Origin of the sequence: Clostridium aceticum, from assembly GCF_001042715.1 — a bacterium.
In the GTDB taxonomy this organism is placed as follows: Bacteria; Bacillota; Clostridia; order Peptostreptococcales; family Natronincolaceae; genus Andreesenella; species Andreesenella acetica.
The window spans coordinates 3764965-3779313 of the sequence record NZ_CP009687.1; the positions used below are offsets into that span (position 1 = coordinate 3764965).

Annotated in this window: 14 protein-coding genes and 2 pseudogenes; 1 reads left to right on the forward strand and 15 read right to left on the reverse strand. The window is 32.0% G+C overall.

What is annotated here, in order from left to right; genetic code table 11:
• Window positions 1-353: 353 nt before the first annotated feature.
• The 15 genes and pseudogenes from CACET_RS21445 to arsM all read right to left on the reverse strand — a co-directional run bounded on the left by CACET_RS21445 (window position 354) and on the right by arsM (window position 11834).
• A complete protein-coding gene (locus CACET_RS21445) occupies window positions 354-821 on the reverse strand; it encodes a L,D-transpeptidase (protein ID WP_479722639.1) in 468 nt (155 codons plus the stop codon).
• A 382-nt stretch (window positions 822-1203) separates the two neighbouring features.
• Window positions 1204-1893: a DUF5301 domain-containing protein gene (locus tag CACET_RS19650; protein WP_052661576.1), complete on the reverse strand. Its 690-nt coding sequence runs from the start codon at window positions 1891-1893 to the stop codon at window positions 1204-1206.
• Between the two features lie 300 nt (window positions 1894-2193).
• Window positions 2194-3189, reverse strand: coding sequence for a hypothetical protein (locus tag CACET_RS17290; RefSeq protein WP_044826318.1), 996 nt, complete (start codon window positions 3187-3189; stop codon window positions 2194-2196).
• Window positions 3190-3365: 176 nt separating this feature from the next.
• On the reverse strand, window positions 3366-3872 hold the full coding sequence (locus CACET_RS17295; protein ID WP_044826317.1) for a hypothetical protein: 507 nt from the start codon (window positions 3870-3872) through the stop codon (window positions 3366-3368).
• Between the two features lie 78 nt (window positions 3873-3950).
• Window positions 3951-4115 (reverse strand): annotated as a pseudogene (locus CACET_RS17300) (DapH/DapD/GlmU-related protein); the annotation flags it as partial.
• A 275-nt stretch (window positions 4116-4390) separates the two neighbouring features.
• The gene (locus tag CACET_RS19655) at window positions 4391-6325 is read right to left on the reverse strand and encodes a GAF domain-containing sensor histidine kinase (RefSeq protein ID WP_052661575.1); all 1935 of its coding nucleotides are present in this window, start codon (window positions 6323-6325) and stop codon (window positions 4391-4393) included.
• 377 nt (window positions 6326-6702) lie between these two features.
• Window positions 6703-7542 carry an MBL fold metallo-hydrolase gene (locus CACET_RS17310; RefSeq protein ID WP_044826315.1) on the reverse strand — a complete coding sequence of 280 codons (840 nt, stop codon included), beginning with the start codon at window positions 7540-7542 and terminating at the stop codon, window positions 6703-6705.
• 138 nt (window positions 7543-7680) lie between these two features.
• Complete coding sequence (locus tag CACET_RS17315) at window positions 7681-8343, reverse strand: sugar O-acetyltransferase (protein ID WP_082058313.1); 663 nt, start codon at window positions 8341-8343, stop codon at window positions 7681-7683.
• A 101-nt stretch (window positions 8344-8444) separates the two neighbouring features.
• Window positions 8445-8822, reverse strand: coding sequence for a retropepsin-like aspartic protease (locus CACET_RS17320; RefSeq protein ID WP_044826314.1), 378 nt, complete (start codon window positions 8820-8822; stop codon window positions 8445-8447).
• Complete coding sequence (locus tag CACET_RS17325) at window positions 8822-9067, reverse strand: hypothetical protein (RefSeq protein WP_044826313.1); 246 nt, start codon at window positions 9065-9067, stop codon at window positions 8822-8824. The genes CACET_RS17320 and CACET_RS17325 overlap by 1 nt, the downstream gene beginning before the upstream one ends.
• Window positions 9068-9464: 397 nt before the next feature.
• Entirely contained in the window at window positions 9465-9791 is a 327-nt protein-coding gene (locus CACET_RS17330) for a hypothetical protein (RefSeq protein WP_044826312.1), read from the reverse strand.
• Between the two features lie 86 nt (window positions 9792-9877).
• Entirely contained in the window at window positions 9878-10027 is a 150-nt protein-coding gene (locus CACET_RS20005; protein WP_082058312.1) for a DUF4177 domain-containing protein, read from the reverse strand.
• A 171-nt stretch (window positions 10028-10198) separates the two neighbouring features.
• Complete coding sequence (locus CACET_RS17335; protein ID WP_201774976.1) at window positions 10199-10549, reverse strand: hypothetical protein; 351 nt, start codon at window positions 10547-10549, stop codon at window positions 10199-10201.
• A 97-nt stretch (window positions 10550-10646) separates the two neighbouring features.
• Window positions 10647-10805: a hypothetical protein gene (locus CACET_RS20640; protein ID WP_158386127.1), complete on the reverse strand. Its 159-nt coding sequence runs from the start codon at window positions 10803-10805 to the stop codon at window positions 10647-10649.
• 237 nt (window positions 10806-11042) lie between these two features.
• Window positions 11043-11834 (reverse strand): annotated as a pseudogene (arsM, locus tag CACET_RS17340) (arsenite methyltransferase).
• Between the two features lie 557 nt (window positions 11835-12391).
• Between arsM and CACET_RS19660 the strand changes: the two are divergent.
• Window positions 12392-14245, forward strand: coding sequence for a sensor histidine kinase (locus CACET_RS19660; RefSeq protein WP_052661573.1), 1854 nt, complete (start codon window positions 12392-12394; stop codon window positions 14243-14245).
• The last annotated feature ends 104 nt before the right edge of the window (window positions 14246-14349 follow it).

Genomic DNA, 14349 nt, shown 5'->3' on the forward strand with positions numbered 1-14349 from the left:
CCCTTTGTCATTTTTGGAATGCGGAGTTAATGTTCCCTGATTATACTTTGTCTTATCGTCAAATATTTAGATAATGTTATTACCAATTTGATAGTACATTAGCATATATAAGAACGGCATAATTGTACTGTGATATGTAAGGATTTTAATTTAATCCTTTCGATAAATTTTTCTATATTTTTACTTATTTAGACAATTATATCATTAATAGAAAACCAAGCCTAGTAGTACAACCTTAAAAAAAACTAAAATTTTCTTAAGGTTAAAAATTTTGCATAACTAAAATAAAGCAGATTACCTTTTTAGCAATCTACTTTGTCCCTATTACTCATACTATTCTTTATTGTTTTCTCTCATAGTTCTTTACTAACCTCCATTTCTCTAAGGGGTAGGGGGTTACCCCAAGAGTGTTCTTCTCGGCAGGTAAACCAGGGTACATTCAGTCCCACCCATCTGGTGCCAAATCCACCGCCCCATTTTGCTTTGCTAACTACTTTCCAAGATCCTAAGGGAGACGGGCTTCCAGGTTTGCCACTAGCAATAGGGTATTTTTTTATTAATTCATTTCCATTCAATAGATATAAGGTTTTTTCAGAGATATCTACTAATATTTTTAGATCATCATAATCAGGATTTTCTTCTATCATTCTGTTTTCCCATTGAATGTACTCATTATAGTATTCTCCTACATATTTATCAGATAAAGTCATAAAACTTAATAATCTATTCAATCCTTCTCCTCGATGGAGCACAACGAAACTTCCTACCTTTAGAGCTGCTAACAATATCACCACAATTACCATCAATACTTTTTTGCGCACCTTCACTCCCCCTAAATACATAGTTCTCTCCCTATAATTATGAAGGGGGTTAAGAAATTATCATTGTTTGTTATGATAAAGATATTTTTTTATGCTTTAAGCTATGAAGGTTCTATATAGTGCCTATTATTTTTACTTCTATTTTCCCCTTATGATAAGTCTCCATCTGATTCGTTTGCTACTCTAAAATAGTTAAGGTGAGATACAAATTATTATTTGATGTTGTAGGGGCGACCTGTGGTCGCCTGTTGCTTGTTGCCTATCACATTTTAAATCTAATCGATTTTTAATAGATGCTGGGACTTAACAATTAATTTTATTTCTTCACAATTTATAAATTATGTTCATTTATCCCAACCCAGTATTATATTTATAACCTTCGTTAATCTTCATCATCAAATCTAATCCATTTTTCATTCATATAGATATCAATACTATTATCATTTACAACTTGATATTCATACCCACTGCCAAAGTTAGATTGATTATCTTTAGTAGGTTTTTGAAACGGTTCTACTGTTGAAGTTATTTTACCATCCATGACCCCGCATCTTGCACTAATATCGCTTTCTTTTCCAGTGTCTAAGTACAACATGCCCCTAACCCTTACCATCGGTATTAAATCGCCTAATTCCCTCTCTATGTTTTGATTTTGAATTAAAGCTTCAATATAAGGTAGAAAATCCAGTAGTCCTTTTCTTATTTCATAAACGCCATAATATGGTTGCTCTATATACCATTTTGAATTTTCATTATAAACAAATGATGTATATAGCCTGTCTTCTTTGGAATAGAAATTAATGGTGTAGTATTCGCTTATAATTGGTCTTTCGTGTGTTGTAATTATTCTTGTAGGCTTAGCATTTGAAAAGCAATTTAATATTTCCAGAATTTCTTTATCATCTATATACTTTTCCATGATATGTTCTTTCTTGATTTCCACAGCATAAATTTCATTTACTATGGGTAGTTCAATAGGTTTAGCTAATGGGAAAAAATTTATATAAAGAATTAATGCACTAATAATCATAGCAGAAGTAAATATAGCTATAAACATTATTATTTTCTTCAAAATTCAAACCTCCGTTTTGATAAAAGATAAATAGTATTTAATTTACAATTATCTACTTGATATGTCCTAATCAGCATCTATATAAGTTATTAAAATCTTTTTATTAGTACTCTTATTGATCTGTATTTTGTACTTAAATACACTGATTTTTTCACTTATTTTTGCACCCATTTTTTGAAACTTGTTAACAATGTGTTTTAACAGTGTGATAAATTTATTACATAAAAAAGAGTGCAAATTTTAATGCAACTTTTGTTCTGCACCTCTGAAGCAAGCCATTATTTTTTTAGTAATCTTTTTTTATCTCCCATGATTTATAATCATGATACTTTCTTCATCATTATATAGTTCATAATAAAAGGTCTGATTATACCATCGATGATTCCATATGTCTGATTCAGTATGGCCCTCAGCAATTTGTAGCTGCAGCTCCTCTTGAATTTTTATGGTATTTCTATAACCATCAGTAGTATATATTTTTTCTAATTGTAAAGAGTCCATATCAAAATAAGCTTGCCATTTTTCAGGTATATGAATCCGCACCTTAAACTGATTATGATTTCTACCATAGTCTATCAATTCTAGGCTTACGTTGACAAGTACTTCCCCGTCCTCTCCTGTTGTTATATTTATACTGCTATTATCAAAGTTACAATCCACAGCCGCTAAATTACTTTGTGCAAGAGCATGATAAGTACTCCTAGCAAGGTGGATACTTTGCCCCATCAAAGGCATAATCATCACAATAAGGATTAAAAAAATAAAGAATTTACTTTTCTCAGCAAACCTTGACAGACTAATTATTTTTACAAAACTGTAAATAAACAGGATTAAAATAGGTAATCCTGATAAGTATAGGGTTCCACCGTTTTGAAATGAGATAGGTGGAATGATATACTGCATCACAGAGTAGGAGTTGTGAGGTAGTCTATGGATTAATAATAAACCTAAAAACAAGATGCCTAGATATTTTAAAAGCTCTATATCTAACGCTCTTTTTTCCTCCAGAGAGGATGATGGTCTAATAAAATCTATAATAAGATATAGAATAAATGCATTCATTAGTAATGGAAATGGGTCTACACCAAGACCTGCATTACCACCAAAAAGATTAGGAATCATCCAGTTGCTTGTCGGCTGATATTGATAGATGGTTATATAGTGAAAAGGTAACCCAAATTCATATCTTAACATTCCTCCTGGAGTCATTTCAAAAGCTCTGCCAGGCAGAAGGATTGTTAAAGTCATCGCAATAAGCATACTGATACCATAATAAAGCTTTTTTGATATGCGCATAGTATTTTCTCTCCTCTATATGTATATACGTAGAATTTTTGTGTTTTTACCTGTTTTTTACAGTCGTCTTGATTTTTACTTTCTGTTTTCTGTAACTAAAACAGCTAAGGTTATATATATTAACTTCAAACCTAACCTATGCTCATAATAAGAAGATCCATTCATTTGTTTTTTCTTCATATTTCAGGAATGCTACCTACAACAGATGTGGAGCCTGTTTCGGGATAATAAGAAACATGATTTTTATAAAGAGTATAAATTTCGTTAGAAGTTGCAATGACGGTCCCATCTGTAAACATCAAAGCCAGCTCTGTCATTTCTTTGTTGATAAGGATTGTGCCTATTACATCCATATCGGGAAAACTGGCATTTTGATAATATCGCAGCCTCTGTATATTTTGCTCATCACCCCACCGAATGCCTGCTTGCATACCTTCTCTTCCTGTTTTTTCATAGGATAGGATATGAAATTTTCCACTAAATGAATCGTCATCACGAAAGAGATAGTTACTTTTTTCTCCATCTATGAAAACAGTTGTTTTATCAGTTATAACTCCATTTTCGTATATATTTGCAGATATTTCTTGCTTTATATTTTTGTTAAATGGAATTATAGAAAGCATCCAAAACCCAATAAGTAAAGCCATAACCACTTTCACAATCGTTTTATATTTCTCTTTCATCCTCTTATACCTCCAAATATTAATAATATTTGCTACGTATTATCTATCTGTGACGACTAAAAAAGATATTGTATAACATCAAATTTCCCTAATTACTTTACATGGATTTCCTGCAGCAACTACATTGCTAGGAATATCTTTAGTCACAACACTCCCCGCTCCTATAGTTACGTTATCGCCTATCTTTACTCCTGGGCATATTATTGTTCCACCACCAACCCACACGTTGTTCCCTATAATTATTGCTTTAGCAAATTCTTTCAAATCAATGGTTGCTCCCATTGCAATAAGGATATCTAATCCCAGTAATCCATTAATCTCACCTACTGGGTCGATTATGCCAAAATCTACTTTTGCCTCCACTACTGTGAATTGCCTATTTCTATTTCATCTTTATTATTGGCTATTTGCATTTATCTTGTGCCTTTTCAAACAGATGATGCGATGCAAAAAATTCTTTTATTCTCCTCACACATTCAAGGTATCATGTCTTAAAACAAAGACCCTAAATAGTTGTTTTATAGATATATATCAGAAAACTCAACATTCGTAATATGTACAAGACGGTTGTTCAATAAATCTATCATTTGCTTCTCATCTTGTTCTTCAGCCACTTCCTTACTAGGTAATTGAAGAGTAAAAGTACTTCCCCTACCTACCTCGCTTTCGACTGATATGCTGCCATCTAACGCTTCAATAAAATTCTTTACTAGTGATAAGCCTATGCCTGTACCTTCCGCCTGTCTTGATAAAGAACTGTCTACTTGTCCAAAACGTTCAAAGATTACATCTATCTTATCCCGTGGAATACCTATTCCGTTATCCTCTATGTCAATCCTAATATTGTCTTTTATAGAACTTAAGCTTACCTTAATAGATTTGTCTTTTGGTGTAAATTTGATAGCGTTTGAAAGGAGGTTTAAAATTATACGCTCATATTTCTCATCATCAATTCCTATTATTTTTTTCTCTAAGGAAGATATAAATGTTACTTCAACTCCCTTTAAGGAGGCGTATTGATAAATAGATTCAGTAATAATTTTTGTAAGAAAAACTATATCAATATTTTTTTTATTTATCTTCATATGACCTGAATTGGCACGGGTGATATCAAGGAGATTATTAACAAGCCTTAATTGCCTGAAAGTGTTCTGTCTTATAGTTCTTATATACTTCTTAACCTTATCCGACATTTCTTCAGAATACATATGGTTTAGAGCCTGAACAGCTGTATTAATGACATTAATGGGAGTCCTGAGTTCATGTGATATTAGAGACAAAAACTCATCTTTCATATTTATTGCTTTTTCAAGTGCTTCTCTTTTCTCACTTTCAGCCTGTATCATAAGCTGTTGCTGCCTTCTCAACACTTCTTCTGTTTTTATTCTGTTCATTGCAATTGAAACCTGTGTAGAAGTTGCCTTCATAAGAGCAATTTCATCTTCATTGAAAGCATCTTTTGATTTTGTACCAAATGAAAGAGTGCCAATAACTGTATTTTTTCCCATCAGAGGATGACAAACATACGCCTTGATTCCTAGGGATTTTATAAGATTTGTCCTCTGGTCAGGTGTTTCTTGGACTCTCTCAGCCACGATTCTTTTTCCATCTCGTGCCACACATCCACAGATTGCAACACCGTAATCAAGCCATTCAATTTTGTCAATCAGCTCTTCCTGGATTCCTGCATAAGAATTAAGATGAAGTTTCATTCTTTCTTCATCAATAAGATAATTAAAGAAGACGTCACACTTAAGAAATTTCATAACTTGAACACAGAGTTCCTCTACTATCTCTTGAGGATGGGTACTGGCAAGAAGCTTTTCTGTAATTTCATAAAGAATTTCTGCCTTTTCTTTATCCCATTTAATTCTATCTTCTGACTGTTTTTGCTCAATTAGGTCAGCCGCTTGTCTTGCTAACACGTCCAAGAGCCTTAAATCCCCCTCTAATGGCTGATGAGGTTGGCTCCAGTGAGTAGATATCATGCCTAGCATCCTGCCATTACGAGAGTAGAGAGGAGTGGATTGAACAGCATGAATACCTGTTTGTAGGTATATACAAAGGTCTTGTGTTTCCTGCATGAAGTCGCACTCCTTCACGTCTGACACAATAATCCGATATCCCTTACGTAAAGCTTCGCCGCAAGTAGAACCTGCTTCATCAACAGGTACCCATTTCCAAAACTTAGCAGCTTTTTCATTAAACCCTCGAAAAGCCAACAGTTGGAGCTTTCGGGTATTGTCATGTGCGGTATGGAGCATCTGTATGCTAGCATATTCTGAGTGCATTATTTGCATTGCACCATCTATAATCTTTTCAAATAATATTTGAATATTATTTTCTACTATCAATTCAGTGCTTATATTTTGTAGAAGTTTAGTATTCTTCAACTCCACTTCCAGTTCTATTCTTTTCTCTTTTAATCCTTCATCCAGAATGTTAGCTTCCATGTTTTGTTTTTTCACCCCTATTGTCCTTAAAGATTTTGATTATACTGCTTTATTTCTATATCTAGCCCTTTATCCCTGCAATATTTTGAAACAATTATATTCATACCGCAAAAACTAGAAAAGGGATGTCGATATATACATCCTCTTTTAGTTAGCTTTTAAATTTTTTTCTGTTTTTCCAAGGGGTGGGGGGTTATCCTAAAGGGTATTCTTCTTGGAGGTTCCCCCACTGTGGTTTTAGTGAGAAATTTCTATGTTTTTCTAGTTTATTTCTTCGGAAATTGTTATTTATTGTCTTATTTTATATTTTTATTATTGGTTAGTTGTGTTTATCTTATGTCCTCTCAAATAGATAAGATGTACCTTCCTAGTTGTTTTTAGTTGCATATTTCCATATCAATTGTCATACCTGTTTTTAGCTCCCCTATATTAGTCATTTTTTGTCTCAAGTAATCATAGGCATGCTTTCCAGTACAATGACATGTATAGTACTTCTCAGTGCCATTGGAACTTAAATTTCTTTCTAATTTTTCTAAAAATCCTTGGTTTTCTGGGTTTTTGATTTTCATTCCCATTAAGTGAAATCCACCTATTACAGTTTTGATATTAGCATCCGTTAATTCCTTAGCCCTATTGATTATATTTATTATGCCTTTATGGGCACATCCACATATTAAATTATAGGTGTTATTTTCCTTAACCAAAAGGTTGATTTCATGGTTGAAATCATCTTGTATAACAGCACCAGTTTCATTTTTTTTATACAACTTGTTGTTTCCTAACGGTAAAAGTTTGCTCTCAGTAATATCACTAAATAAAGTCAATTCATCATCAATATTTAAAGTTCCATCAATTTTTATAAACCTTTCGTTATTCCTTAACACTTTCTTTAGCCCTATGTTATAGTTAATAAGTCCAAACAGTTTTATAATGTGACTATTAAAAGCTTCTTTACCTATGTAAACCTTTGCTCTATTGTTAATCTTTAGGAAGTCCTCTAACCCACCACCATGGTCATAATGCCCGTGGGATATTATTGCTACATCAATTTCTTCTAGGTTTACACCCATTTTCCTAGCATTATCTATAAAATAGTGGTTTGCTCCTGTATCAAATAGTATTTTATGTTTTATTGTTTCGATATACAAAGAAAGACCATGCTTGCACTTATAATCTTTTGAAGTAGTTCTGTTTTCTAACAAGGTTACTATTTTCATTTTCATCCCCCTTACTAAACAATAATACAGCCAATTTATCTATTACTGGTAAAAAAAGAAATTCAGAATTAGCTTTGTTATGTGCAGCAAACTCAATGATTGTTATCCCGAGAGAATCGAGGGATCTATTTGAAAGCTTTAACAATCAATATTCTTCACCATACTCTGGATGACAACCACACTAAACATTAGCCACTTTGAAATCACGTATTTTCTATCTGTGACGACTAAAAAAGATATTGTATAACATCCAATTTCCCTAATTACTTTACATGGATTTCCTGCAGCAACTACATTGCTAGGAATATCTTTAGTCACAACACTCCCCGCTCCTATAGTTACGTTATCACCTATCTTTACTCCTGGGCATATTATTGTTCCACCACCAACCCACACGTTGTTTCCTATAATTATTGCTTTAGCAAATTCTTTCCCAGTAAGCCTTTCCATAGGATTCACTGGATGGGCAGCAGTATATATATGAACATTTGGTGCTAAAAGTACATTGTTGCCAATCTGTACCTTGTTAACGTCAAGTATAATGCACCCATAATTAGCATAAAAATTTTCTCCTACCTCAATATTATAGCCGTAATCACAATAAAATGGTGCTTCAATATGAAAAGAGCCTTTTGCTATAATTAGTTCTTTTAGAATTTTCTTTCTTTTTTCTTTATCACTAGGTCTTGTATGGTTAAATTCAAAGATTAGATTCTTTGCATAATCTCTTTCTCTTACCAAACTTTCATCACCAGCGTTATAATAATCACCTGATAACATTTTTTCTTTTTCACTTTTCATTATATTCTTCTCCTCTGTCTTTTGAGTAATAGCATCTCTCCACTCAAACACACGAATATAAACCCAATATTTAAAAAGGATGATGCTTCACCCTTTGTCTATTAACATATTTTAAATTCTTTCAAATCAATGGTTGCTCCCATTGCAATAAGGATATCTAATCCCAGTAATCCATTAATCTCACCTGCTGGGTCGATTATGCCAAAATCTACTTTTGCCTCCACTACTGTGAATTTGCCTATTTCTATTTCATCTATTTTTTTAGTAAAAGAATGATGCTCACTACCTCCAACACCTATGAATGTTACGATTTCATCATCTTCTTCTGGATAAATCTCTAAGTCATATACTGCGTCAGGTGAAATAATTGATACAGCAGCGCCAGTATCAACTACGATATTGTCAATAATTTTTATTTGTCCCTTGTAAGAGATTTTTACAGATGTATACAGTAGTCCATCCCTATATATTATTTTCATTATGCTAGTCCCCTAAATCCTCTGATGTTTTTGACCTTAATAATAATTTTTTCATTTTTTGTATGATATACTAAATCATCTGACTTTCCATTCACTAACAATTTCGTTACTTCTTTAGGGTCATTGATAGGTTTTACTACTGCCACATCATCTATATATCGTATGTCATCTTCCATATAATAATTCAGTACCTTGAGTAGCACAAATTGATTTGGATATAACTCCCGTACTTCTTGCCATTTCATAGTTTTCCCTCCCAATAAACAGCATGTTTTATTACTATTATTATACCATATCAACTTAATCCCTTAAATTATTTATCTTAGACAATAAAACAGATTACCTTTTTATTAGTAACCTGTTGTCTCAATATCAATCTATATGTATTTATCTTTTCCTCCATAACTTCTTTATCCTTGATTTTCAAGGGGTATGGGGTTATCCTAAAGAGTATTCTTCTTGGAGGTTACCCCACTGTGGATTTAGTGACAAACTTCTATATTTTTCTAGTTTATTTCCTCGGAAATTGTTATTTATTGTTTTATTTTACATTTTTATTATTAGCTATTTGTATTTATCTTATGTTGTCTCAAATAGGTAATGCGAATCAACTACTATAAAAATTTTTTTGAATAATAAAAGTTAATTACTGATTTTTGATGATAAAAATTTTCTTCTTTGATAATAATGTGCTCCTATCATTAAAATAATACTGACTAATACAAGTATAATACTTATTGCATTACTCTTATGGAAAAATTGTAGTAAAGACACTAATATAAAAACTACGCCTTGGACTATTCTAATCAAATGCACATGATTAATTAGTCGTTTTTCATCAAGTATAATAAATTTTTTTGAGTAAGTTTCGACTATACCTTCATCAAATGATTCATCACCATAATATGAAATTAATCCCCATATTATAGACATTATTCCAACTCCTAGTGCTGACCAGCCTACAGACATACTCCTCTTCCTTTCATAAAAAAATTCAAAATATAGATGCAAAATTGCTAGTTCATATTTTTCATCAACTACTTAATACGTGAGTACTATCTCTGCATTTCAAACATAAGTTCAAAAGAATCTGCTACCCCGTATCCAGACACAGGAGGAGCAAATATTTGCAATAATCTCCAACCTTCTGCTGCATGACGCTCAACTATCTTATGATAATCTTCTATGGGTTTTCTTCCTGACAAGTAATCCCTAGTATATTTAGTCCTATCTTTCTATATTTTTTCTCATTATTTGGCGATTTCTCTACTAAATATTTATATATTGTTAAAAGCTTCTATAATTTCATGCCCTTAAAATAATTACCTAGTATTTTGTTGCAATATAAGGGAGCTGTGTATTATTTAAAAACATCCTTATACTCCATAATGAATTACATATTTGTTTTCAGAAATTGCCTTTCGCAGCAATATCATTAAATCAACTAATTCTTTTGATGTTTTAGAACGCCTATCGGTTGATACAATGTTATAGAAAGCCTCTAATGACTCTGGTGGAATAAGAGTAACTCCCCACCTTGCAAGTGCAAAATTTGGTCTACTATAACTATGAAAATAAGTTTTAATTAAAACCAGTTTTTTCCACCAATCACCCAAAATATCATCATCAATGGCAACACAATTATATTTTTGCGGTTCATATTTAGAGGAGTAATCTTTATCAATTTCAAATTCATCTATAATACCGAATTCAGCAATACAAGCCATGTTATCAACAACTTTCTTTGTAAATATAATTCTTGATACGTCATATGCACCTACTATGTCTTAAAAACATAATGTAAAGTGAATGCTTAACTACAAATTACATATTTTTCTTATTTTTTCCTATAAATTGAATTAAAAAAATTCCTATCCCAAAGGTTTCCCCGGTATGATTTGCGAATTTCATCCAAATTCTTGTGATTGTTATAACTATAAAAAATATCATTGATAGTGCTAAACCTACTTGAATATGCTCCATAAACTATCCCCTACAAGCAGTCAATAATTGAAATCTTATAAATCTTTATTCTTATTAGGGTGTATATATTGTTGATGTATATTAATTCTTTACTTCATAGTATACCATAAATTTATGGCATTTAACGAAATCGGAAAAGGGTTCAATATAATAGCATATCAAGCTTTTTGATACCTAAAGAAAATAGAACTAAATCTCCTTTGAAGTCTAGTTCTATTGGTTGGTTATATAGTAATATTACAATTTAATGGCCTTTATTGAAGCAGACATAATGTATTCTCCAACTTTTAAATTATGTGCCCATTTCTCAGCATATTCCTTCGATACCTCTTTAGTTTCAATATTTATATTGCTAAATCCAGCTCTCTCTAAATATATTTTTAGTTCTTCAACTGAAGAAGCTCCAGTAACTCAGCCACAATAAAGTTTTTCATCTTGCTTCATTTCTTCTGTCAGCTCTTTAATTAGGACTACATCAGAAATAGCAACTCTACCACCCTTTTTCAATACCCTATATGCCTCATTATATACCCTTTGTTTTTTAGGAGACAAGTTTATTACACAATTTGAGATAATTACATCTGCTGTGTTATCCGCTACCGGAAGATTTTCAATTTCACCTAACCTGAAATCTACATTCGTATATCTATGTCTCTTAGATAAAACTCTTGATTTACTTATCATTCCTGGAGTCATATCTACCCCAATTACATATCCCTTTGAACCTACCTTTTTTGATGCCAAGAAACAATCAAATCCTCCTCCGCTTCCAAGGTCAATGACTATTTCACCTTCTTTTATCTCTGCAATTAGTTGAGGATTTCCACAACCTAACCCCATGTTAGCACCTTCTGGCACATTTAATATTTCTTCATCAGAATACCCTATTTTATTTCATATTTCCTTTGCAGAATTTTCAATCTTAATGCTACCGCTACAACATCCTTCATCATTTACCTTGCCATCAGCTATTTTACCATAACTTTCACGAACAGTATTCCTAACATCAGTTTTATTTGTATCATCCATATATACTACTCCTATCGTTTTATAGTTATTTGTCAGAGTAAACATTACCTTTTTAAAATCATCATAGGACAGTCCTCTATTTTTATATTTTTTATGTTATGCTAAATTTTTTTTTCTGTCAACAGTAGGACGCTAACCATTCTAATACATCATACTACAATGTTACCCCTAAAAAGGAGTACATATAATCCATAGTTTCAATATAAACATATAGTGATCTAGACCATAGCAGCATCTTTTCAAATCTATTAAAATTTATGAAGGATTTTTTTAATATCCTGTCGAAATCTCTGTAGAAACATATTCCTAGACTATTTGTTCAATTTTAAACAATTTTGTTTTTCAGAGTTTTCATTTATCATTGCAAGTTTACCAACATGCTTTGCATTATATAACTCTTCTAGCCCATAAAATAAAAAATATCTAGCAACGCTTAAAATTTAAACCTCCATTGCCTCCTGCTAGATAAATATTTTTTACAAAGCTTTTATTTTATGGGATAAAATATAAAATGTAATACAATCAACACATCAATCTATTATTGGAGGTATTTAAACTTGTTAAAGTTGAAAATGAACTTAAAACTAAAGCTTATTCTACTAGTTTTGCTTGTGCTGATTCCCTTAATTACATTACAACTACTAAGAATTAATAGTCAGTATAAAGAAAGTATAGAGCAAGAATTAAAATCCAGCATAAATTTTGCACAAACTATAAACCTAACCTTTATGAACTATCTTGAAGAGAATTGGGCACAGCAATATGCAATAGGAGTAGCTATACTGTCAAATCCTGAGTGGACAAGTAAAGAAATTGAAAGCTATATAAACAATGTATTTTCAGAAAAAAAAGCTTTTAGAAGATACTCTTGGATTAGCCCTGAAGGTACTGTCCTTGCCAGCTCTAATGATGCTTTAAATAATGTAAATGTGCAGGGAATGGAGTTTTATAAGCGTATTATTAATGGAGAGGAACGAATAGTATCGAATTTAGGAAGAAGTATTTTAGGTGATGAACTCACCATTCACATATCTAGAGGTATTTATATTGAAGGAGAACTAAAGGGGCTTTTAGTTGCAATTATGGATTTAGATAAGTTTAGTGATATTTTCGACTTTCAATTCGTCAGTGAATCAGCGAGGCTTGGGCTAATTGATAGTGCCGGCAAAATAGTCTATGAACATAATTATCATGACATGCCCTTTAATGAAAGAATAATTGACTATGATTCTCCTGCATTTAGAGCTCTTCAAGGAAAAGTTGTGACATATAGTACTGACTCTTACCAGTTCACGGGAACAGATTCTCTAGGGGTAGCTTATCCTATTGAAGAGATTGGGTGGGTAAGTTATTATAATGTGCCAACAAGCGAGGTGCTAGGTAAGTTGCTGAAAAGTGCTAAGAGAGATATTGTTATTCTTCTTTTTACATCTATCCTATCGCTTTTACTAGCTACCATGTTAGGTAATAGGTATGTGGACTCCATAATAAAACTAAAAGATGCTGCTGAGGAGGTTTCTAAGGGGAACCTTAAAATAAAAACAACGTTTGCTGGAAAAGATGAAATAGCTGCAACTAGTGAAGCATTTAACCGGATGACAGAAGAAATAAACCATCAAATTTCTCAAAGAGATGAGGTTGCTAGACTAAAGACTCAGTTTTTTTCAACAGTATCCCATGAACTTAAAACCCCGATTAATATTATTCTAGGAGCTATTCAACTTATGGAGAGCATGGAGGATTTTAATAAAGCATCTATATCCAAATACATTAATATGCAAAAACAGAATAGCTATAGACTTCTAAGGTTGATAAATAATCTTATAGATATAAGCAAAATTGAAGGAAATCAATTTGTTTTTAATCCAATAAATTGTGATATAGTAAAATTAGTGGAAGATATATCCACATCTGTTGTGGAATATACAAAACTTAAAAATATTGAGTTGATATTTGATACTGATGTTGAAGAAAAAATAATGGCTACTGATCCCGATAAAGTTGAAAGGATAATCTTAAATCTCATCTCAAATGCAATTAAATTTACTCCATCTGGAGGAAAGATAGAAGTAACCTTAAGTGACAAAGAAACTCATGTAGAAATTTCTATCAAAGATACTGGTATAGGAATTCCTGAAAATATGCAGCAGCTGATTTTCCAATATTTCACTCAAGTTGATAACTCCTTATGTAGACAAACTGAAGGTAGTGGAATTGGTCTTTCTCTTGTAAAATCTCTTATAGATATGCATCAAGGAAGCATTAAAGTAAATAGCGTACTAGGAGAAGGTAGCGAGTTTATTATAGATTTACCTGTAGTTTTGCTAGATTCTATTGCTCAAGCTTCAGATGAAACAACATTTGTTAATATAGAAAGAATTAACATTGAGTTTTCAGATATATACTTATAAATATCTCTACCACAAACAATAGTACTAATACTAGTAGCGTATTACTTCTAAAAGAGTTCTTTTAGGGCTCTTTTTTTACTCCTCTGTACTTGCTTTTCTGTACT